The organism is Streptomyces sp. NPDC008317, assembly GCF_042955955.1.
GTDB lineage: Bacteria > Actinomycetota > Actinomycetes > Streptomycetales > Streptomycetaceae > Actinacidiphila.
The window spans coordinates 778449-800214 of the sequence record NZ_JBIBFQ010000003.1 but is presented as its reverse complement, the minus strand read 5'-3'; the positions used below and the strand labels follow the sequence as shown (position 1 = coordinate 800214).

General features: G+C 73.3%; 19 protein-coding genes. 9 read left to right on the top strand and 10 right to left on the bottom strand.

Translation table 11 applies throughout. The features are described 5' to 3' along the window. Positions 1–371 precede the first annotated feature (371 nt). Positions 372–1541 (bottom strand): DUF5925 domain-containing protein, encoded by a 1170-nt coding sequence (locus ACFY9V_RS13060; protein ID WP_355333418.1) that lies wholly within the window; start codon positions 1539–1541, stop codon positions 372–374. Between the two features lie 390 nt (positions 1542–1931). On the opposite strand from ACFY9V_RS13060, the gene ACFY9V_RS13055 reads away from it, so the two are divergent. After that, positions 1932–2195 carry a hypothetical protein gene (locus ACFY9V_RS13055; RefSeq protein WP_188283793.1) on the top strand — a complete coding sequence of 88 codons (264 nt, stop codon included), beginning with the start codon at positions 1932–1934 and terminating at the stop codon, positions 2193–2195. 264 nt (positions 2196–2459) lie between these two features. Here the strand turns inward: ACFY9V_RS13055 and ACFY9V_RS13050 are convergent, their stop codons facing one another. The 5 genes from ACFY9V_RS13050 to ACFY9V_RS13030 all read right to left on the bottom strand — a co-directional run bounded on the left by ACFY9V_RS13050 (position 2460) and on the right by ACFY9V_RS13030 (position 8138). Next, positions 2460–3728: a type ISP restriction/modification enzyme gene (locus tag ACFY9V_RS13050; protein WP_391161287.1), complete on the bottom strand. Its 1269-nt coding sequence runs from the start codon at positions 3726–3728 to the stop codon at positions 2460–2462. Between the two features lie 14 nt (positions 3729–3742). Beyond that, positions 3743–4489: a GntR family transcriptional regulator gene (locus ACFY9V_RS13045; protein ID WP_355333412.1), complete on the bottom strand. Its 747-nt coding sequence runs from the start codon at positions 4487–4489 to the stop codon at positions 3743–3745. Next, positions 4486–5826, bottom strand: coding sequence for a homogentisate 1,2-dioxygenase (hmgA, locus tag ACFY9V_RS13040; protein ID WP_391161284.1), 1341 nt, complete (start codon positions 5824–5826; stop codon positions 4486–4488). The genes ACFY9V_RS13045 and hmgA overlap by 4 nt, the downstream gene beginning before the upstream one ends. Positions 5827–5893: 67 nt before the next feature. Further along, positions 5894–6721 carry a GDSL-type esterase/lipase family protein gene (locus ACFY9V_RS13035; protein ID WP_391161282.1) on the bottom strand — a complete coding sequence of 276 codons (828 nt, stop codon included), beginning with the start codon at positions 6719–6721 and terminating at the stop codon, positions 5894–5896. Position 6722: 1 nt separating this feature from the next. Next, positions 6723–8138 carry a DHA2 family efflux MFS transporter permease subunit gene (locus ACFY9V_RS13030; protein ID WP_391161280.1) on the bottom strand — a complete coding sequence of 472 codons (1416 nt, stop codon included), beginning with the start codon at positions 8136–8138 and terminating at the stop codon, positions 6723–6725. Between the two features lie 142 nt (positions 8139–8280). Here ACFY9V_RS13030 and ACFY9V_RS13025 point away from each other — a divergent pair, with 142 nt between their 5' ends. The 5 genes from ACFY9V_RS13025 (at position 8281) to ACFY9V_RS13005 (ending at position 14986) form a co-directional block, all read left to right on the top strand. Next, entirely contained in the window at positions 8281–8934 is a 654-nt protein-coding gene (locus tag ACFY9V_RS13025) for a TetR family transcriptional regulator (RefSeq protein WP_391048525.1), read from the top strand. 7 nt (positions 8935–8941) lie between these two features. Beyond that, on the top strand, positions 8942–9547 hold the full coding sequence (locus ACFY9V_RS13020) for a TetR/AcrR family transcriptional regulator (RefSeq protein WP_355333401.1): 606 nt from the start codon (positions 8942–8944) through the stop codon (positions 9545–9547). A gap of 147 nt (positions 9548–9694) precedes the next feature. Continuing rightward, the gene (locus tag ACFY9V_RS13015; protein ID WP_391161278.1) at positions 9695–11935 is read left to right on the top strand and encodes a molybdopterin-dependent oxidoreductase; all 2241 of its coding nucleotides are present in this window, start codon (positions 9695–9697) and stop codon (positions 11933–11935) included. Between the two features lie 301 nt (positions 11936–12236). Then, positions 12237–13637 carry an aldehyde dehydrogenase family protein gene (locus tag ACFY9V_RS13010; RefSeq protein WP_355333606.1) on the top strand — a complete coding sequence of 467 codons (1401 nt, stop codon included), beginning with the start codon at positions 12237–12239 and terminating at the stop codon, positions 13635–13637. A 266-nt stretch (positions 13638–13903) separates the two neighbouring features. Then, on the top strand, positions 13904–14986 hold the full coding sequence (locus ACFY9V_RS13005; RefSeq protein ID WP_391161275.1) for a zinc-binding dehydrogenase: 1083 nt from the start codon (positions 13904–13906) through the stop codon (positions 14984–14986). 97 nt (positions 14987–15083) lie between these two features. Here ACFY9V_RS13005 and ACFY9V_RS13000 read toward each other — a convergent pair whose 3' ends face one another. After that, complete coding sequence (locus ACFY9V_RS13000; RefSeq protein WP_391161273.1) at positions 15084–15629, bottom strand: DUF402 domain-containing protein; 546 nt, start codon at positions 15627–15629, stop codon at positions 15084–15086. 72 nt (positions 15630–15701) lie between these two features. Next, positions 15702–16355, bottom strand: coding sequence for a TetR family transcriptional regulator (locus ACFY9V_RS12995; protein ID WP_391161271.1), 654 nt, complete (start codon positions 16353–16355; stop codon positions 15702–15704). 89 nt (positions 16356–16444) lie between these two features. Here ACFY9V_RS12995 and ACFY9V_RS12990 point away from each other — a divergent pair, with 89 nt between their 5' ends. Together ACFY9V_RS12990 and ACFY9V_RS12985 are read left to right on the top strand one after the other, a co-directional pair. Further along, on the top strand, positions 16445–17599 hold the full coding sequence (locus ACFY9V_RS12990; RefSeq protein ID WP_391048517.1) for an acyl-CoA dehydrogenase family protein: 1155 nt from the start codon (positions 16445–16447) through the stop codon (positions 17597–17599). A 186-nt stretch (positions 17600–17785) separates the two neighbouring features. Next, entirely contained in the window at positions 17786–18400 is a 615-nt protein-coding gene (locus ACFY9V_RS12985; RefSeq protein WP_391048514.1) for a TetR family transcriptional regulator, read from the top strand. A gap of 55 nt (positions 18401–18455) precedes the next feature. On the opposite strand, the gene ACFY9V_RS12980 is transcribed toward ACFY9V_RS12985, so the two are convergent. Then, a complete protein-coding gene (locus ACFY9V_RS12980; RefSeq protein WP_391048511.1) occupies positions 18456–18917 on the bottom strand; it encodes a MaoC/PaaZ C-terminal domain-containing protein in 462 nt (153 codons plus the stop codon). A 194-nt stretch (positions 18918–19111) separates the two neighbouring features. Then, entirely contained in the window at positions 19112–20551 is a 1440-nt protein-coding gene (locus tag ACFY9V_RS12975) for an amidase family protein (RefSeq protein WP_391161269.1), read from the bottom strand. Between the two features lie 338 nt (positions 20552–20889). Here ACFY9V_RS12975 and ACFY9V_RS12970 point away from each other — a divergent pair, with 338 nt between their 5' ends. Beyond that, positions 20890–21633, top strand: a complete 744-nt coding sequence (locus ACFY9V_RS12970) for a class I SAM-dependent methyltransferase (protein ID WP_355333380.1) — start codon at positions 20890–20892, stop codon at positions 21631–21633. Positions 21634–21766 lie beyond the last annotated feature (133 nt).

The following is a 21766-nucleotide window of genomic DNA, read 5'->3' as shown; positions in this document are numbered from 1 at the left end:
GGATCGGCGGGAGTGCGTAACGGAGCCGGCCCATGGGGGAGTCGGCTTCGGTGAGACGGGGGGGAGTGATCGCGATGGTCCGCAGGTGGTGGAGGATCGGTCGCCGGAATGCCGGTACGGACGGCCACGGCGAGACCGCCCGCCGCGTACACCGTCTGCTCGGAGCGTTCGCCGGGCGCTGCCGCGAGTTCCTCCGCCACTCGGGCCACGAGGGCATCGGTGTCGTCGGAGGCATGACAGCAGCGGACGTCTCCAAGGCGGCGTCCGGCACTCGCGCGTCTCCCCGTGCGTCTTCTCACACCCGGGCGGCGCGGTTCCCGGACGCCTCATCGGCCTTGGCGGCGTCCGGGTCGGGGAAACCGCCGGAGCTGCTAGAGGTAGAGGCCGTCCGACGCCTGGGCGGGGACGGGCAGGGCGGCCGTGCTGCCGCGGCGGAGCGCGTACAGCTCGGCGAGGGTGGCGCCTTCGCGGCCGATGCCCTCAGGAGTGCCCAGCCAGTTGACGGCCTCGTCACGGGTCAGCGGGCCGACCTCGATCCTGGCCAGGCAGCGGCCCGGCCGGACCACCGCGGGGTGCAGGCGTTCCAGATCCTCGTTGGTGGTGATGCCGACCAGCACATTGCGGCCCTGGCCGAGCAGCCCGTCCGTGAGATTGAGCAGCCGGGACAGCGCCTGGCCGGTCTGGTGCTTGGCCTGGCCCCGGATCAGCTCGTCGCAGTCCTCCAGCAGCAGGAGCCGCCAGCGACCGCCCGCCGTGCCGTCGTCCTCGCCGATGGCGATGTCCATCAGATAGCCGACGTCGTTGAAGAGCCGCTCGGGGTCGAGCACGCAGTCGACCTGGCACCAGTCGCGCCAGGACCGGGCCAGGGTGCGCAGCGCCGAGGTTTTGCCGGTGCCGGGCGGGCCGTGGAGCAGCAGCAGGCGGCCGGTGATGTCGTCGGCCGTGAGCTTCATCAGGCCGTCCATCGAGTCGGCGACCGGCGCGGTGTAGTTCCCGCGCAGCTCCTCCCACGTGGCGGCGGAGATCTGCCGGGTGGTGCGGTGCGGTCCGCGGCGCGGCGAGACGTACCAGAAGCCCATGGTGACGTTCTCGGGCTGCGGCTCCGGCTCGTCCTCGGCGTCGTCGACGGAGGACTTCAGCACCTGCTCGGCCAGTTCGTCCGTGACGGCGGCCACGGTGACGTCGGCGCCCCGGTTCCAGCGGGAGATGAGGACGGTCCAGCCGTCGCCCTCGGCGAGGGTGGCGCTGCGGTCCTTGTCGCGGGCCTGGCGCAGTACCACCGCGTCCGGCGGCAGCAGTGTGAGGCCGGACTTCACATTCTCCAGCGAGGCGCCGCGCGAGAACGGCTGCTCGCCCGAGGTGAACCGGCCCAGGAAGAGGGCGTCCACGACATCGGACGGGGAGTCGCTGTCGTCCAGTCGCAGATGGACGGGGAGCGCCTGGTGCGGGGCGGTGGCGGCGGTCGGCTTGGCGGCCGGTCCCTTGCCGGTTCCGGTGGTGGGCGGCACTTGCCTCCTCGGTTCACTGGGTGTCGCGGACATGCGGCCCATGATCCGGCACGCGGGCCCGATTCGCCCAGTCTTTTTCCATGCCGGGCCTCCCACCACGCCGTTGGTGGATTCATACCGTCTTGTCAGTATTTGGCGAGCGAGGTGCCGGGCGGCTTGAACTTCTCGTACAAGCGTACGTCCACGCTCGTGGGTGTCCCCGGCGGGGCGGCGGGGGAGACCCACGGGAACGGCACTGTTGCCAGGTCACAGCGGTCGCCGCCGATCGGGCGGCCGAGCTGGGCACATGCCCTTGGAATGTCAACGCCCTTGAGGAGAAGGTGAATACGGCGTCGCGAATGAGTCCAGGATGCGCACGTGACGTGGCGGGGCGATAGGGTTAGCCTGCCCGAGCCGGGTGCCCTCGTAAGGGTGGGGAGAGTAATGGAACAGATAGCGATGCACAGCAGGCCACGAGTGCCTGCCATCAACTGCGGTACAGGCGCGTCCAGTGCGCGCCTCGACCGGCACCTCGCGATACTGGCCGGGCCTGCCCTGCCCCAGCGCGACACAGAGGAAGCGACTGTGCTGATGCAGGAGCTGACCTCGCGCAACACCGTGCACACCAAGGCCAACCGCGGTGCGAGGGTGTCGCTCTTCGCGCCGCTGCGACGGCTGCGGAGATCGCTGTTCGGCAACCGAGGCTGAGTCCGCTCCGCCCTCTCCCAGGACTCGGACTCCCAGGTCCCGCCGTCCCCTGACCTCGGTCGGGGCCGCGGACCGGCCAGGTGCTCGGATCGTCCGGCGGCCACACCGTCCCGGCTCGGCGCTGCTTCGCGCGGCGCTTCGGTGTGTGCCCGCCGCGGCCGTCCCTCCCCACCGGACGGTCCGCCGCGACACCAGGTCGCGCGGACACCCTGCACCCGGCCGCAGCAGGACCGCTTACGGCAGTGTCGTTCACGGCACGGCTGGTCACAGCAGGGCGAACTGCCCGTCCGGCCCTTCCTCGTGGTGTTCCAGCACGGAGGCGGGCCTGCGCCTGGCGGCGGGTACCGGCAGTACGCCGCCGGCCCGCAGTTCGGCCGTCGTGACCGTCTCGCCGCGCACCGCCAGGCGGCGCGCCAGACTCTCGCGGTCCGCGCGCAGACCGGCCAGCAGCGTCAGCACACTGATCAGTTCCAGCAGTTCCGACGTGGTAGCCCGCCTCCACGCGGCGGGTCGCAGCGCCTCCAGGGTCCCCGGCGCACCCGGCGCCGTACGCCGCTCGAACCACGCCTCGATCACCCGCACCCCACCCGCGGTGACCTCCCAGGCGGCCGGTGAGACCGGCGAGATCCGGCCGTCACCGATCAGCAGCGCCCGCTCGTCCGGGTCGTACGACAACTCCCCGGCGGCCGGGGTGTCCGGCAGCGGCGAGCGGACGTAAGGGCGGCTTCCTCCGGGCAGCCGGAGCCGACCGGCGTCGCGTCCCTCGGCGGCATCGGCGAACCGCGCCCCGTGGGTCTGGAGCCACAGCGTCCGGCGCCCGAGCGCCAGCCCCTCCTGCCAGAGCGCGGGATCACGGGGCAGCGGTACGAGGGCGCCGCCGGGGCCCGGCCGCGCCGCCGCGCCGATCCAGGCCAGCACGTCCGCGGCGGCGACCTCGGTGCCCAGCCGCGCGGAGAGCAGGGCGGTCAGCCCCGGCGCGATGTTGGGGTCCCGGCCGCCCGGCTGCCGGAACAGCGGCCGTATCCAGCCCGGCCGCCCGGCAGGGGAGCGCCCGTCGGGCAGCAGCGCGCAGAACACCACAGCGGGCTCCGGCGCCCCGGACTCCGCCACCGACGCGGCCCGCGCCTGATACGCCTGTTCCAGCGCGAAGACCTGCCGGTCGTCGGCCGTCCGCCATATCTCGGCCCGCGCCACGTCGATCAGCCGGTGGTCGGGTATCAGCCACTGCCGGTCGTACGGGCCGTGCTGCACCCGCACCGGCTCGGGGCAGCGACCGGTCTCGCCGGCCAGCGCGGTGGTCGGGGTGCGGTGGCCCGGCAACTGCGCGACGGGCGTGTGCAGATTCCTGGCCCGCGTCGGATGCAGCAGCGCCGACCGGGCGTCCTGGTCCGCGGTGCCGGTGAACAGCGCCCACCGGGCACGCAGACAGGAAGGCTCCGCGGCCATCGGCCAGCCGCGGCCGATCCGCAGCGGGCGTACGGACCACGGCATCACGTCGTGCAGCAAAGGCGCGTCATTGCTCACCGCACGCATGCTACTGACGACCCTCAGGGCGCCTCCATCGTCACCGTGAACGAGAAGCGGTCACCCCGGTAATGGATGCGCACCACGTCCACCGCCCGGCCCGACTCGTCGTAGGTCACCCCGGTGTAGTGCAATATCGGGCTCAGCAGCGGCACTTGCAGCAGCCGCGCCGTCTCGGGGTCGGCCAGCCGCGCCTCCACGGTGTCGGTGATCCGGCTGATCCGCACGCCGAGCACGTCCCGCAGCACCTTCGTCATCGGCCACCGCTCCAGGTCGGCGAGGTCGATCCGGGCGCCGAGTTCCGGACGTACGAAATTCTCCGCCCAGTTGGTGGGCTCACCGCTCTCGTCGCAGCGCAGCCTGCGGTAGGCCATGGCCCGGTCGAGGTCGGGGAAGTGCTCGGCGGCCCCCGGCGGGAGCGGCTCGGAACCGTAGCGCAGCACCGCCGTACGGCCGCCGGACTGCTGCGCCACGATCGCGTCCACCGAGCCGAGCAGCTTCACCGGCGCCCCGCGCAGCGCCGTCGGCTCGATGAAGGTGCCACGCCTGCGGTGCCGGCTGATCAGGCCCTCGTCCTCCAGCTCCTTGAGCGCCTGCCGCATGGTGAGGACGCTCACCCCGTAGTGCCCGGCCAGCTCGTCCTCGGTGGGCAGCCGCAGCGGGGCCTGCGCGTGGCGGCCCAGTATCGAGGCGCGCAACGACTGCGAGACCTGGTACCACAGCGGCAGCTTGCGGTTCAGGACGAGGGAGTCGGGGGCGAAGGACGTCACGGCCGGAAGTTTCTCGCAAGCCCCTCCCACACCCGGTCGTAGCCCCCCTGCCGGTGCTCCCCGTTCAGCGCGAACTCGGTGGGCACGACCGGCCAACGGGTCTCGAACATGAACGCCAGCCCGTCGTCCACGCGCTGCGGCGCCAGTTCGGCGGCGCTCGCCTTGTCGAAGGTGGCCCGGTCAGGTCCGTGCGCCGACATCATGTTGTGCAGCGAGGCGCCGCCGGGCACGAAGCCCTCGGCCTTGGCGTCGTACGCCCCCTCGATCAGGCCCATGAACTCGGTCATCACATTGCGGTGGAAGTACGGCGGCCTGAAGGTGTCCTCGCCGACCAGCCAGCGGGGGGCGAAGACCACGAAGTCCGCGCCCGCGAGCCCCGGCGTGTCCGAGGGGGAGGTGAGCACCGTGAAGATCGACGGGTCGGGGTGGTCGTAGCTGAGCGACCCCAGCACGTTGAAGCGGTGCAGGTCGTACACGTACGGCACATGGCTGCCGTGCCAGGCGACCACGTCGAGCGGCGAGTGGTCGTAGACCGCGGCCCACAGATTGCCGCCGAATTTGTTGACCACCTCCGTCTGCTCGTCCCGGTCCTCGTAGGCGGCGACCGGGGCGCGGAAGTCCCGCGCGTTGGCGAGTCCGTTCGCACCGATCGGGCCCAACTCCGGGAGCTGGAAGGGCTGGCCGTAGTTCTCGCAGACGTAGCCGCTCGCCGTGCCGTCCGGCAGCTCGACGCGGAAGCGGACGCCGCGCGGGATCAGCGCGACCTCGCCCGGATCGGCGCGGATCAGCCCCAACTCGGTCCGCAGCAGCAGGGCGCCCCGCTGCGGCACGATCAGGAACTCGCCGTCAGAGGAGGAGAACACCCGGTTGTGCATCGAGAGGTTGGCCGCGTACCAGTGGATGCCGATGCCCTCACGGCGCAGCACATCGCCGTTGCCCCCGACCGTGACCAGGCCGGTCACGAAATCCGTCGGCTCCTGCGGCATCGGCAGCGGGCCCCAGCGCAGCCGGTTGGGGTCGGGCTCCACGTCGAGGAACGGGGCGCTGCGCACCTGGCCGTTGGGGACCCGGCGGAAGGGCGGATGGGCGGCCGAGGGCCGGATCCGGTAGAGCCAGCTCCGTCGGTTGCGGGCGCGCGGCTCGGTGAACGCGGTGCCGCTGAGCTGTTCCGCGTAGAGCCCGAAGGGGGCGCGCTGCGGTGAGTTGCGCCCCTCCGGGAGCGCGCCCGCCACGGCTTCGCTGCTGTGCTCGTTGCCGAAGCCCGAGGAGTACGGCAGGTCCTTGCCGTCCTCGGCGTCGGCGCCGCCCGGCCCGTTCACGGCGTTCGTGGCGTTCATGGTCTGCTCCCGGTGGGGTCTCGTCCGTGATTCCTATGCTGAACCATAGGAATCACGGCGGCAACCCTCAGCCCGAGCCTGTGGAAAACTCCGCTGCCAGGGCCCGGACGGTGGCCGCGGCCGAGACCGCGTGGCCGCGCGCCGAGGCGTGCACCAGGTCGGCGCTGTACAGGTCGCGATCGGCGACGGCGGGATGGTCGTACATCTCGACGACCACCGCGCCGTAGCGCTCCGCGACCGCCCGGGTCACCTGATTGAGGACGGCGACGCCGCTCTCCAGCGGTCCGCCGCGCAGTTCCGGCACGGCCGCCGCGACATTCACCAGCGCGTACGCGAACAGGGTCCTGCCGGGCGCGGCCAGCCGGGCGAAGAGCAGGTCGAGCTCCTTGTCCAGCACCTCGGGGGAGAAGCCGGGCAGCAGCAGGTCGTTGCCGCCGCAGACGATCGCGACCAGGTCGGGCGCGAAGCGCGCGGCGCGCTCGGCCTGGTCGGCGCGTACCTGGCCCGCGGTGAGACCGCGCATGCCGAGGTTGAGATACGTCAGCTCCGGCACGACCCGGCGCAGGGCCTCCGCGGTGCGGTCGGCCCAGGGCGCGGTGCGGTAGCCGGGCACGGGGTCGCCCAGGCCCTCGGCGATGCTGTCGCCGACGACCGCGAAGCGCTTCCAGGGCGCGCCGCGCAGCAGCCGGTCGCTCTCCTCGGGTGACAGGCAGTGGGGGTCGGCGGCCTCCGCCGGGTGGTCGGCCGCATAGGTGGCGGAGAAGGCGCTGACCGCGCTGCGGACGGGACCGGGGACGGGATCGGGACCGGGAGCGGGGACGGGACTCTGAGCGGGATCGGGATCGGGATCGGGAGCGGGGAGGGGAACGGGAACGGCGTCGCCGTGCTGCGTCATCTCAGGACTCCTTGGCAAGAGTGCGGGTCAGGCCGAGGCCGACCACGGCGGCGACGGCGGCAAGCGCGGCGCAGACGAGGAACACCTCGCGGAACGCCCGCGTCCCGTCCAAACCGTGGGCGGCGATGACCGAGGCGGTCGCGGCGACGCCGAGCGCGCCGCCCAACTGCCGCGCGGTGGTGGTCATGCCGACGCCCGAGGCGAACTGCCGGGGCGGCAGCGATGTCGCGGCGGCGGTGGACAGGGCGGTGAGCGTGGCCCCGAAGGCGGCGCCGCCGATCAGGCCCATGGGCAGCCACAGTGCCAGGAAACGAGTGTCGGCGCCGAGTTGGCACCAGGTCCAGACGCTCACCGCGGCGAAGGCGGCCATGGACACGGCCACGACAGCGGGCAGATGGTGCGGCCGGGCGCGTTTGCCGACCACCAGGGCGGCCACCGCGGAGGTGAGCGCGCCGGGTGTGAGGGCGAAGCCCGCCTTGAGGACCGAGTAGTGCCACACGGTGGTGAGGAACAGCGGTCCGCAGAGCATCCAGGCGAAGAGCGCGGCCCCGGCGAAAGCGGCTGCGGCGGAGACGACGGCGAAGGCGCTGTCGCGGAACAGGCCGGTCTCGACGGCGGGCGTCACCTGGTGCGTGGAACGGACGAGCGCCACGACGAGCAGTGCCGCGCCGCACAATGTGCTGCCCACAGTGGCCGCGGACGCCCAGCCCCAGTCGCTGCCCTTGCTGAGGCCGAGCACCAGCAGGCCGATGCCCAGGGTGACGGCGAGCGTGCCCAGCGGGTCGGGCAACCGCCGTTCCGCGCCGACGCGTTCCGGCAGGCCGCGCAGTCCCGCGGCCACCAGGAGGATGCCCACCGGCACATTGATGAGGAAAACGGAGCGCCAGCCGAAGGCGTCGACCAGCAGACCGCCCAGGCTCGGCCCGGCGGCGCTGGCCATCGAGCCCGCGGCGCCCCAGACGCCGATCGCCGCCGCGAGCCCGGCGGGGGGCGTGGTGGCGAGCAGCAGCCCGAGTGCGGCCGGGATCATCCCGGCCGCGGCGGCGCCCTGGAGGGCGCGGGCGGCGATCAGCCAGGGCAGGCCGGGCGCGGCGGCGCACAAGGCGGAGGCGACCGTGAAGCCGGTGAGCGACAGCAGGAAGACGCGCTTGCGGCCGAAGGCGTCGGCTATCCGTCCCGCCGGGGTGAGCAGCGCGGCGAAGAGCACCGCGTAGCTGCTCACGACCCACGACAGGTCGGACACGCGGTCGGCGGGGAAGCTCTCGGCCAGGTCGGGGAAAGCGACGTTGACCACGGTGGCGTCGAGGAACGCGATGAAGGTGGCGCCCGCGCTGAGCAGCAGGACGAGCCCCGGTCTGACGTCCGGGGTCCGTCCTGAGCCGGGCGGTGCGGGGAGGGTGGAAGCGGGGGAGGACATGGGCCGTCCTTGCCTTGGCAGCGAGAAACATACTGGGAGTACATACTGACGGTATGAAAATACATACCGAAGGTATGTGCGTGTCAAGAGTGGGCAGGCCCTAGGGTGGGAAGGGCATCGCGAACGACAGGAGGGCGCCGCCGTGGCAGCACCGCGCACAGGCACCGGAAGCGGGACGGGCACCGTCCCGGCCCGCAGGGCGGCGGCACGCCCCACGCAGCGCGAGCGGTCGGACGCCACCGTCGAGGACCTGCTCACCGCGGCGCGCGCGCTGTTCGCCGCCGAGGGCTACGCGGCCACCTCGCTGGACGCGGTCTGCGAGCGGGCGGGCGTCACCAAAGGCGCCCTGTACCACCACTTCTCCGGCAAGAGGCAGCTCTTCAGCGCCGTCTACACCCGCGAGCAGGAACGTCTCGCCCACCGGATCTCGACCGCGTATCTCCAGGTCGCCGACCCGTGGGAGGCGGTCTACGAGGGCAGCCGCGCCTATCTGGAGGCGTCCTTGGACCCCGAGGTGCAGCGCATCACGCTCTTCGACGCTCCGGGCGCGCTCGGCTGGGAGGCGATGCGCGACCTCGGCGTCAACTGCCGCCAACTCACCCTGCGCGGCGTGAAGTACGCCATCAAGGCGGGCGCGATCTCGCAGCGCCCCGCCGACCCGCTGACGTCGATGCTCTACGGCGGACTCAGCGAGAGCGCGATGGCGATCGTCAGGGCCGACGACCCGCCGGCCGCCCTGGCGGAAGCCCTCGCCGACCTGCGCAAGCTCTTCGACGCGCTCGCCGCGAAGGGCTGAGGGAGCCGTGCCACGGGCCGTGGGCGCGGACAGCGGACTGCGCCGCGCACCGGTGCAGCAGCGCAGCACCGAACGCCTGGAACGCATCCTCGACGCCTGCGCCCGGCTGTTGGACGAGGGCGGTTACGAGCGTCTCAGCACCCGCGCCGTCGCCGCCCGCGCGGGCGTCCCCATCGGGTCGGTCTACCGTTTCTTCTCCGACAAGCGCGCCCTCGCGGACGCCCTCGCCCACCGCAACCTCGACGAATTCCTCGACCGTACGGCCGCGCGTCTCGCGGAGCCCGGCACCGACCCCGACTGGCGCACGGCGGTGAACATCCTGGTCGACGAGTACACCGCCATGAAGCGCACCGCGCCCGGTTTCGCGCTGGTCGACTTCGGCGTGCCGGGCGAGACCAACCACGACCTCGCCGACCGGCTGCCCGCGCTGCTCGGCGAACGGCTCTCGGTCGACCCCTCGGAACCCCGGCTGCGGCTGGCCCTGGTGATCGCCGTCGAGACGGCGGACGCCGCGCTGCAACTCGCCTTCCGCACCGACCCGTCGGGCGACCCCGGGGTGATCTCCGAGACGAAGGAGCTGATCCGGGCCTATCTCGCGACCGTCCTGGACTGACCTCCCGGGCCTCCCCGCCCCTTCCCGGATCTCCCGCACCCGCCCTCGCGAGGCCCGATGCCCGCTCCAGGGGTCGTTGTCAGTACCGCCGGGTAATGTCGAAGACGACCGCGCGCCAACGTCGCCGCCCGTCCAGGGGAGTCCCCGATGACCCGAACCGCCCTGCGCATCTGTCCGCTCTGCGAGGCCACCTGCGGCCTCACGCTGTCCGTCGACGACGGACGGGTGACGCACGCCCGCGGCGACCGGGACGACGTGTTCAGCGCGGGCTTCATCTGCCCCAAGGGCGCCGCTTTCGGCGCGCTCGACGCCGACCCCGACCGGCTGCGGCGCCCCCTGGTGCGCCGCGAGGGCCGGCTGACCGAGGCGACGTGGGACGAGGCGTACGCGGCCGTCGCCGCCGGGATCGGCGCGGTCACCGGCGCGCACGGCGGTGACGCGGTCGGCGTCGTCCTCGGCAACCCCAATGTGCACACGATGGCGGGCGGCCTCTACCCCGCGCAGCTCATCGGCGCGCTGCGCACCCGCCGCGTCTTCACCGCGAGCACGCTCGACCAGATGCCCAAGCACGTGTCCTGCGGCTACCTCTTCGGCGACCCGAACGCGATCCCGGTGCCCGACCTGGACCGCACCGACCATCTGCTGCTCATCGGCGCGAACCCGCTGGTGTCCAACGGCAGTCTGGCCACCGCCGCCGACTTCCCCGGCAAGCTCAAGGCGCTGCGGCGGCGCGGCGGCAGACTCGTCGTCATCGACCCGCACCGCACCAGGACCGCCCGCGCCGCCGACCGCCATGTGGCGCCCAGGCCCGGCACCGACGCGGCCCTGCTGCTCGCCATGGTCAGGACACTGTTCGCCGAAGGGCTCGCGGACCCCGGCGAACTGACCCCGTGGCTCAGCGGCGTGGCCGAAGTACGCGACCTGGTGACGGATTTCGCGCCGGAGGCGGTCGCCGCGTATTGCGACGTCCCGGCCGACGACATCCGGGCCCTGGCGCGCGAGTTGGCGGCGGCCGGGCGCGCCGTGGTCTACGGGCGGCTCGGCAGCACCGCCGTGGAATTCGGCACCCTGGCGAGCTGGGCGGTCGACGTGCTCAACGCGCTGACCGGCAATCTGGACCGGCCGGGCGGTGCCATGTTCCCGCTCGCGGCCACCGCGCGGGCGCCCCGACCGCCCGGCCCCGGCAAGGGATTCCGTGTCGGCCGCTGGCACAGCCGGGTCGCGGGACACCCCGAGGTCAAGGGCGAACTGCCCGCCGCCGCCCTCGCCGAGGAGATCGACACTTCCGGGGACGGCCGCCTGCGCGCCCTCGTCGTGGTCGCGGCCAACCCGGTGCTGTCCGCCCCCGACGGCCTGCGGCTCGACCGCGCCCTGGACGGCCTGGACTTCATGGTCAGCGTCGATCCGTACCTCAACGAGACCTCGCGCCACGCCGATGTGGTGCTGCCGCCGCCCCCGCCCGCGCAGAGCGCGCACTACGACTTCGCCTTCAGCACGCTCGCGGTCCGCAACACCGTCCGCTACAGCCCGCCCGCGGTGCCGCTGGAGGACGGACTGCTGGACGAACCGGAGATCCACGCCCGGCTGATCCTCGCCGTCCTGGGACAGACCCGGGAGCAGGGAGCCGACCCCGCGCTCGTGGACGAACAGGCGGTGGTCCGCAAGCTCACCGCCGAGACCGGCGACCCGCACTCGCCGGTCCACGGCCGGGACGTCGCGGAGCTGTCCGCCGCGCTCGGCGGGAGCACCGGATACGAGCGGCGGCTCGACATGATGCTGCGCCTCGGCCCGTACGGCGACGGCTTCGGCGCCGACCCCGACGGCCTCACCCTGGCGAGGGTCCTGGACCGGCCGCACGGCATCGACCTCGGCCCGCTGCGCCCGCGCGTGCCCGAGGTGCTGCGGACACCGTCCGGCACGGTCGAGCTGGCGCCCGAGGCCATTGCCGCCGATCTGCCGCGGCTGCGGGCCGCGGTGACGCGCGGCGCGGACGGCGAAGGGCTGGTCCTCATCGGGCGCCGCCATCTGCGGTCCAACAACTCCTGGATGCACAATGTGCCCGCGCTCACCGGCGGCACCAACCGCTGCACGGCGCAGATACACCCCGTCGACGCGGCCCGGCTCGGGCTGGCCGACGGGGCGCTCGCCCTGATCAAGGGCGACGGCGGGGAGATCACCGCGGCCGTCGAGATCACCGACGCGCTGCGCCCCGGAGTGGTCAGCGTGCCGCACGGCTGGGGTCACGACCGCGAGGGCACCCGGCTGACCGAGGCGGCCCGCGAGCCGGGCGTCAACGTCAATCAGTTGCTCGACGGCACGCGGCTCGACCCGCTCTCCGGCACGGCCGTGCTCAACGGATTCCCGATACGGATGGAGGCCGTCCGCTGACCCGCGCCGCGCCCGTGACACGGCCGGGTGACACGGCGCCGCCGAGTGGTGTGACACCCGGACAGCGGGGCACGGGACCCCTGGGCGCGGGTCGCCCGGGGAGGGCGGCCGGACGTCACGGGCCCGGCCCGGCCCCGCGCGGAGCCCGGGTCGTCGGGTGTTCCCGGCGCGACGTGACTGACGGCACGCGACACACCCTGGCCACAAAAAACTAACGGCGCTAGTTTGGGCGTCGGACGCAGAGCGGTGACCCCGGAGGGCAGCAACGGTGGACGGTACGGCAGAGGGCGCACAGGACCTGGTGACATCGCGCGACGCCCAGTACATCGGCGGGAAGTGGCGCCCCGCCGCGGGCGGCGGCCGGATCGACGTCGTCAACCCGGTGACCGAGAAGGTCATCGGACAGGTGCCCGCGGGCACCGCGGAGGACGTGGACGAGGCCGTACGCGCCGCGCGCGCCGCCCTGCCCGGCTGGGCGGCCACCCCGCCCGCGGAACGCGGCGCGATACTCGGCGCGGTACGCGACCTGATGGCGGCGCGCCGCGAGGAGATCGCCGCGACCGTCGCCGCCGAGTTGGGTGCCCCGCCCGCCTTCGCCGCCGCCGTCCACACCGACATGCCCACCGCCGTCATGGGCAGCTTCGCCGCGCTCGCCGCCGGGTACGGCTTCGAGGAACAGGTCGGCAACTCACGGGTGTTCCAGGAGCCGGTCGGCGTCGTCGGCGCGATCACCCCGTGGAACTACCCGCTGCACCAGGTCGTCGCCAAGGCCGCCCCCGCGCTGGCCGCGGGCTGCACCGTGGTGCTCAAGCCCGCGGAGGACACCCCGCTGGTCGCCCAGCTCTTCGCCGCGATCCTCGACGAGGCCGGGCTCCCCGCCGGAGTCTTCAACCTGGTCACCGGCCTCGGCCCGGTCGCCGGACAGGCGCTCGCCGAGCACCCAGGCGTGGACATGGTCTCCTTCACCGGTTCCACCGCGGTCGGACGGCAGATCGGCGCCACCGCGGGCGCCGCCGTCAAGCGCGTCGCGCTCGAACTGGGCGGAAAGTCCGCGAACGTCATCCTCCCCGGCGCCGACCTCGCCCGCGCCGTCAACGTCGGCATCGCCAACGTCTTCGCCAACTCCGGCCAGACATGCAGCGCCTGGACCCGGATCCTCGTCGACTCCGCGCGCTACGACGAAGCCGTCGAGGCGGCCACCGCGGCAGCCGCCAAGTACGTACCCGGCGAACGGCTCGGCCCGGTCGTCAACGCCAAGCAGCGCGAGCGGGTGCGCGGCTATATCCGGCGCGGCGCCGCGGAAGGCGCGCGGATCGTCGTCGGCGGCCCCGACGCGCCGGACGGACTGGAGACCGGCTACTACGTACGCCCCACCGTCTTCGCCGACGTCGACCCCGGTATGACGATCGCCCAGGAGGAGATCTTCGGCCCGGTCGTCGCCCTGATCAGGTACGAGGACGAGGACGACGCCCTGCGCATCGCCAACGGCACGGTCTACGGGCTCGCGGGCGCGGTCTGGGGCGCCGACGACGCGGAGGCCGTCGCCTTCGCCCGCCGGATGGACACCGGACAGGTCGACATCAACGGCGGCCGGTTCAACCCGCTGGCGCCCTTCGGCGGTTACAAGCAGTCCGGGGTCGGCCGCGAGCTGGGCGCGCACGGGCTGGCGGAGTACCTCCAGACCAAGTCCCTCCAGTTCTGACCGCAGGACCCCAGGACCCCAGGACCGCCCGACCTGGCTGAACCGCACGAACCGCCCGCCCCTCCCGACCCGTTCGGGCCGGCTCGGTCGACCAGGATCACCCCGGCCGACCCGGTCCGACCGGCCCGATGCCCCACCCCGCTCACGCCCGCTCGTCCGCACCCGCACCCGCATCCGCGTCCGTCAGCCCCCGACCGCATCCGCCAGCCCCCGACCGCATCCGTCCGCATCCGGATCCGCTCGCAGCCCCGCACCCAGGAGACCTCGTGGTACGCGCAGCCGTCCTGCCCGCCGTCAACGCGCCGCTGGCCGTCGCCGACATCGAGCTGCCCGACCCCGGCCCCGGACAGGTCCGGGTCCGGCTGGCGGCGGCGGGCGTGTGCCACTCCGACCTGTCGCTGTCCAACGGGACGCTGCGCCAGCCGGTACCCGCCGTCCTCGGCCATGAGGGCGCGGGCACGGTGGTGGCGGTCGGAGACGGCGTCGGCCATCTCGCCTCCGGTGACCGCGTGGTCCTCAACTGGGCGCCCGCCTGCGGCGACTGCCACTTCTGCGGCCTCGCCGAGCCCTGGCTGTGCGCCAACTCCGCCACGGCAGCCGCCAGTCCGTACGCCACGCTGGCCGCCGACGGCAGCCCGCTCTACCCGGGCCTGGGCACCGCCGTCTTCGCCGAGGAGACCGTGGTCGCCGCGGGCGCGGTCCTGCCGCTCCCCGACGGCGTCCCGCTCACCGACGCCGCGCTGCTCGGCTGCGCCGTACTCACCGGCTACGGCGCGGTGCACCACTCGGCGCGGATCCGTACCGGCGAGAGCGTCGCCGTCTACGGGGTCGGCGGCGTGGGGCTCGCCGTGCTCCAGTCGGCGCGGATCGCGGGCGCCGAGCGGATCATCGCGGTCGATGTCGCGCCCGCCAAGGAGGAGCTGGCGCGGGCGGCCGGCGCCACCGACTTCGTCGTCTCCGGGGACGACACGGCCAAGCGGATCCGCAAGCTCACCGACGGCTTCGGCGCCGACGCGGCCATCGAGTGCGTGGGCCGCGCCGACACCATCCGCACCGCCTGGTCCTCCACGCGCCGCGGCGGCCGTACGACGGTGGTCGGCATCGGCGGCCAGGACCAGCAGGTCACCTTCACCGCGCTGGAACTCTTCTACTTCGGCCGCACGCTCTCCGGCTGCGTGTACGGAAACTGCGACCCGGCCGTGGATCTGCCGGTGCTCGCCGAGCACGTACGGGCGGGCCGCCTCGACCTGTCCGCCATGGTCACCGACCGCATCACGCTCGACGGCATCCCGGCGGCCTTCGAGGCGATGACCGCCGGGCGCGGCGGCCGGGCGCTGGTGGTCTTCTGACCGGTCGGTCGGGCCGGATTCCCGCGGGACCGCGCACCCGCCGCTGTCAGCGGGCGCGTCCCCAGGCGTACGTCTAGGCGGACGTCTACGCGTACGCCTACGCCTGCGCGCCGTCGACCATCGCCAGCCAGTGCCGGTGAGTGCCGTCGAAGGGACCGGTGCCCTCCGCCACCGCCGTCATCAGCCACGCGGCGGCGGATTCGGCGGCGCCGATCACATCGGCGGGGTAGCCGTACCGCACCTGGTGCTCGGCGAATTCGTCCTCGTCGACCAGGATCGGCAGGTCGGCGCCGCGCTTGAGCAGGACGTCCAGGTCGAGGTCGACCATGGTGACCTCGGCGGGGGACGGCCACCGCGGCGGGGTGGTGATGTCGCAGTAGATCTCGGTGCGGCGGGGCGCGGCGTTGAAGGTCGCCGTCCACCAGGCGTCGCGCGGGAAGAGGATGATGTGCGCCTCGGGGATCGGGACGTGGGGATTGTGGCCCTTGCGCACCAGGCCGAAGCCGGGGAGGCCGAGCCATACGCCGTGCTCGTCCTCGCCGAGCCGCCGCATCCGCAGATTCCAGTGCAGAGTGCCGTCGTATTTGCGGTAGTTGACCTGGACGAAGTCGGGCTCGGGGCCCTGCGGGACCGGTTCTGACATGGCGCCATCCTGTCAGCAGGCGCGGCCGGTCCGCCCCCGGATTTCCCGCCGGGAGGCCACCCGCGCCGGGGCTCACGCCGGGGCGGTTCCCGGGCCCGCGAGAGCCTCGAACTGCACGGCCAGACCGTCGATCAGCGCGCGCAGCCCCGTCTCGAAGGCGCCGCTGTCGATCTGCCGCTGGTGCTTGGCGAGGAGGTGGGCCTGGCCGAGGTGCGGATAGTCGGCGGGGTCGTAGACGTCCGCGTCGCCGACGAAGCCGCCCGCGAAGGAGCCGAGTGCGGAGCCGGTGACGAAGTAGCGCATGAGGGCGCCGATCCGGGTGGCGTGGGCGGGCGGCCAGCCCGCCTCGACCATGCCGCCGAAGACGGCGTCGGCCATCCGGAGCCCGGCGGGCCGCAGGCCGGGCCCGACGGCGAGGAACGGCACGATGTGCGGGTGGTCGGTGAGGGCGGCGCGATAGGAGCGGCCCCAGTCGAGCAGCGCCTGCCGCCAGTCCCTGCCGTCACCGAACATCGACAGGTCGACCTGGGTGACGACGGTGTCGGCCGCCGCGTCGAGGATGGCTTCCTTGGTGGCGAAGTGGTTGTAGAGGGAGGGCCCGCTCACGCCCAGTTCGGCCGCGAGCCGCCGGGTGGACAGGGCCGCCAGACCCTCCTCGTCGATGAGGGCGAGGGCCGCCGTGACGATCCGGTCGCGGCTGAGCAGGGGCTTGCGGGGGCGGGCCATGCGGCACATAGTAGAGCCTGCCGCCCGAAAACTAGCGGTGGTAGTTTCGAAGGATCGTCCGGACGATCGTGGGATGCGGTGACGACGCAGTGAACCTTGAGCTGACCGAGGAGCAGGCCGCCGTCAAGGAGCTGGCCAGGGACTTCACCGAGCGCGAGATCACGCCGAACGCGGTGGCGTGGGACCGCGCCGAGAGCGTGGATCGCGCCATCGTGAAGAAGCTCGGCGCGCTCGGTTTCCTGGGACTCACCGTCGACGAGGAGTACGGCGGCTCCGGCGGCGACCACCTCGCCTACTGCCTGGTGACCGAGGAGCTGGGCCGCGGCGACTCCTCCGTGCGCGGCATCGTCTCGGTCTCGCTCGGGCTGGTCGCCAAGTCGATCGCGCGCTGGGGGAGCGAGGAGCACAAGCGCGCGTGGCTGCCCCGGCTCACCGCGGGCGACGCGGTCGGCTGCTTCGGGCTGACCGAGCCGGGCACCGGTTCGGACGCCGCGAATCTCACCACCCGCGCGGTACGGGACGGCGACTCGTACGTGATCACCGGCAGCAAGATGTTCATCACCAACGGCACCTGGGCCGATGTCGTCCTGCTCTTCGCCCGCACCGGCCGCGCCGACGAGGGGCACAAGGGCGTCAGCGCCTTCCTGGTGCCGACCGACACGGCGGGCCTGACCCGCCGCGAGATCCACGGCAAGCTCGGGCTGCGCGGGCAGGCGACGGCCGAGCTGGTCCTCGACGGCGTCCGCGTCCCGGCCTCCGCGATGCTCGCGCCCGAGGGCAAGGGCTTCTCCGTGGCGATGTCCGCGCTGGCCAAGGGCCGGATGTCGGTCGCGGCGGGCTGTGTCGGCATCGCCCAGGCGTGCCTGGACGCGGCGGTGGCGTACGCGGGGGAGCGCGAGCAGTTCGGCGCGCCGATCGCCGGGCGCCAGCTCGTCCAGGAGCTGCTCGCCGACATCGCGGTGGACGTGGACGCGGCCCGGCTGCTCACCTGGCGGGTCGCCGACCTGATCGACCGCGGGCTGCCCTTCGCCACCGAGTCCTCGGTCGCCAAGCTCTACGCGAGCGAGGCCGCCGTGCGCTGTGCCAACAACGCCCTCCAGGTCTTCGGCGGCTACGGCTACATCGACGAGTACCCGGCGGGCAAGCTGCTGCGGGATGCGCGGGTCATGACGTTGTACGAAGGCACCAGCCAGATACACAAGCTGCTGATCGGACGGGCGCTGACCGGCGTATCGGCGTTCTGACCGCAGGCCGCGCACCCGTACGCACCCGCACCGCTTCCACGCACCGCGCCCTCGTACCGCTTCGACGTCCTGTCTCGACGTCCCCCTGCCCTGGTCACGACAAGTGACGAGCGACCGCTTAGTATCTAAGCGCTTGCTCAGCCCCGCGATAGGGTGGCGGCTGTGACCGGCGGTGAGGAGCGTGCGATGAGCGTCGAGGCGACAACCGGCGAGGCGTGGGGGGACATCAGCCCCGACGCCGCGAGGCGGCTGGTGATCGCGGCGGTACAGGCGTTCGCCGAGCGCGGCTACCACGCCACGACCACCCGCGACATCGCCGGGCGCGCGGGCATGAGCCCCGCCGCGCTCTACATCCACTACAAGACCAAAGAGGAACTGCTCTACCAGATCAGCAAGGTCGGCCACCTGCGCTCGCTCGCCATGCTCTCCGAGGCCAGGGACGGCGACGGCAGCGCGGCCGAACGGCTGGAGAGCGCCGTACGCGCCTTCGTCCGCTGGCACGCCGAGCACCACACGACCGGGCGGGTCGTGCAGTACGAGCTGGGCGCGCTCGCCCCCGAGCACCACGCGGAGATCGTGGCGCTGCGGCGGCAGAGCGAGGACGCGATCCGCACGATCATCAAGGACGGCGTGACGGCGGGCGAATTCGACGTCCCCGAGGTCTCCGGGACCACGCTCGCCGTGCTGTCGCTCTGCATCGACGTGGCCCGCTGGTTCAACCCCGAAGGCCGCAGGACCCCGGACGAGGTCGGCGCGCTCTACGCCGACCTCGTGCTGCGCATGGTGCGGCCCACGGCCTGAGGGCGCTACCCGCGCGAACGCGTCCACGGACAGCCGTCCGAACGCGTCCGCAGAGCTACAGATAGAAGCGGGCCACCGTCTCCGCCACGCACACCGGCTTGTCGCCGCCCTCGCGCTCGATCGTCACCTTCGTCACGAGCTGGATGCCGCCGCCCACCTCGGTGACCTCCGCGACCTCGGCGGTCGCGCGGAGCCGGGAGCCGACCGGTACGGGAGCGGGGAAACGCACCTTGTTCACGCCGTAGTTGACGCCCATCTTCACGCCCTCGACCAGCAGGAGCTGCGGGGTGAGGGACGGGATCAGGGAGAGCGTCAGATAGCCGTGCGCGATGGTCGTGCCGAACGGGCCGAGCGCCGCCTTCTCCGCGTCGACGTGGATCCACTGGTGGTCCCCGGTGGCCTCGGCGAACAGGTCGATCCGCTTCTGGTCGATCTCCTGCCACTCGGTCCAGCCGAGCTGTTCGCCGACGGCGGCGCGCAGTTCGTCCGGCGAAGCGAAGATGCGGGGCTGCGACATGGGGTGGCCTCCAGGGGCGGTCCGGTACGGCACGCTACGGGGTTTCTAAGCGCTTGCTCAGCGACTCTCAGCATGGTTCGGGGGCCGCCGGGTGTCAATCGCCGCCGCGCGGTCGGCCGCCCCTCGCGCCGCCCGGCCGCCGATCCCGTACCCCCGGCTCCCGCGCCGCTACCAGAGCTCCGGCCGCCGCGCCGCTACCAGACCTCCGGCCGCCGCCCCGCCCAGGGCCTGGCCCGTTCCAACTGCGCCGACAGCGACACCAGCGTCGCCTCGTCGCCGTACCGCCCGCCCAGCATCACGCCGATCGGCAGCCCCGCGTCCGTCCAGTGCAGCGGGACGCTGACCGCGGGCTGGCCCGTCGCGTTGTACAGCGGGGTGAAGGGCGTGAAGGCGGCCATCGCGTCGAATTCGGCCGTCGGGTCCGCGTCGTCGCGCATGCCCCCGACCAGGGCGGGCGGCTGCGCGAGCGTCGGCGTCAGGATCACGTCGTACGACGTCAGGAGCGCATCCGCGATGAGCTGGCCGAGCATGCGGAAGACGTAGAGGGCGCCCGCGAAGTCCAGCCCCGACACCTTGCCGCCCGCCGCCCGCAGATGCCGGGTCAGCGGCATCAGCAAGTGCTCGTCGCCCGGCGCGACCGGCCGGGCCGCGGCCATCACCGACCAGACCGCGTTGAACGCCTGCCGCACCGAGTCGTCCACCGGCAGCGCCATCTCGTCCACGTCGTGGCCCAGTTCGCGCAGCAGCCCCGCCGCGCCGTCGAGCGCGGCCCGGCAGTCGGGGTGCAGCGCGACGCCGGGCACCGGCGGATCGGCGAGCGCCACCACGCGCAGCGGCCCCGGCTCGCGGCGGGCGTGGGAGAGGAAGGTCTCGCCGGGCGGCAGCGCGGGCGCCCCGTACGGGGCGCCGGGCTCGGGGCCCGCGAGGATGTCGAGCAGCGCCGCCGCGTCGGCGACGGTACGGGCGATCGGGCCCGACGTACTGAGCCCGCTCACGTCGTGCAGGACGGGGCCGCCGCTCACCCGGCCGCGGCTCGGTTTTATGCCGAACAGCCCGCAAACCGAGGACGGGATACGGATCGAGCCGCCGCCGTCGCTGCCCTGCGCGACCGGCGCGAGGCCGCCCGCCACCGCCGCCCCGGCGCCACCGCTCGAACCGCCCGCCGACCGCTCCAGGTCCCAGGGCGTGCGGGCAGGCGGCGCCAGCCGGTTCTCGGTGTAGCAGGGCAGCCCGAACTCGGGGGTGTTGGTCTTGCCGAGCAGGATCGTGCCCGCCTTGCGCAGCCGGGCCGCCACATGGTCCTCGGCGTCGGGTACGTGCTCCGCGAAGGCCGCGGAACCGAAGGTGCAGCGCACACCCGCCACCAGATTCAGGTCCTTGACCGGCACCGGGACGCCGTGCAGCACGGGCAGTTCGTCGGCCGCGCCCTCGCGCCGCGCGGCCAGCGCCCACGCCTCGGCCTCCGCCGCCTGCTTGCGGGCGACCTCCGGCGTCACGGTGATGAACGCGCCGAGCGTCGCGTCGAGCCGGTCGATCCGCTCCAGATAGTGCTCGGTCAACTCGACCGGCGACACCGCCCCCTCACGTACCGCAGCCGCCTGCTCCACCGCCGTCAGATCGTGCAACTGGGCCATGCCCGCTCCCGCCTTCCGCCGCTCGTACCGCCGTGCGCCACGCGTCGTGCGCCGCGATCCTCGCATTACCGGCGGGTACCGACCAGCCCCTCGGCGGACCCGGTCACCGCCCGGGACCCGTCACGCCTGATGACCACGGCCCCGTGGCGGTGACGCCCGTCGGCCGGTGACGCCCGCGGGCCGGTGACCCCCGCCGACCGGTGACGGCCGTCGCCCCGCCGTCGGCCACTATGGAGCCGAGCCGACGGGCCAAAACGAGTGGCACCCGCCATCCCGATCGGGGACCATCGCGAACGCCCGAGCCCGCCTGTGAACGACCAGCACCGCCAAGGAGCCACATGAGCCTGCGCCACCACGAGATCGCCGAGGCGGACAACCGCATCCTCAACCCCCTCAGCCAGGAGAAGCTGCGGCTGCTCGGTGAGATCTGCCGGTTGAAGGAGGGGCAGCGGCACCTCGACCTCGCCTGCGGGAAGGGCGAGATGCTGGCCGGCTGGGCGAAGCGGTACGGCACGGGCGGTGTCGGCGTCGACCTCAGCGAGGTCTTCCTGACGGCGGCGCGCGAGCGGGCCGCGGAATTCGGCGTGTCGGAGAGCGTGACCTTCGAGCGCGGCGACGCCGGGAAATACCAGCCGGAGCCCGCCGCCTTCGACATCGCCTCGTGCCTCGGCGCCACCTGGATCGGGGACGGCCTCGCGGGCACGATCGAGCTGCTGCGGCCCGCCCTGCGCCCCGGCGGACTCATGCTGATCGGCGAGCCGTACTGGCACGAGACACCTCCGGAGGAGGCGTACGAGGCCCTCGGCACCGAGCCGGACGACTTCGTGTCGCTCAGCGGCACCCTGGACCGCTTCGAGGCGGCGGGCGTCGACCTGGTCGAAATGGTGCTGGCCGACGGCGACAACTGGGACCGCTACTACGCGCCCCAGTGGTTCGCGATCTCCGAATGGCTCCGCCGCACCCCCGCCGACCACCCCGACGTACCGGCCATGCGCGAATTCCTCGACCACCAGCGGCGCGGCCATCTCACCTACGGCAAGCGCTACTTCGGCTGGGGCGTCTTCGTCCTGCGCCCCCGCTGACCGCGACGCGCGCCGCTGATCCCGGCGTGCCCCCGCTGACCGCGACGCGTGCCCGCTGACCCCAACGCGCCCCCACTCACCCCAACGCGCCCCCACCCCCCCCGCGGCTGCGGGAGTCGGGGGCGGCGGGATG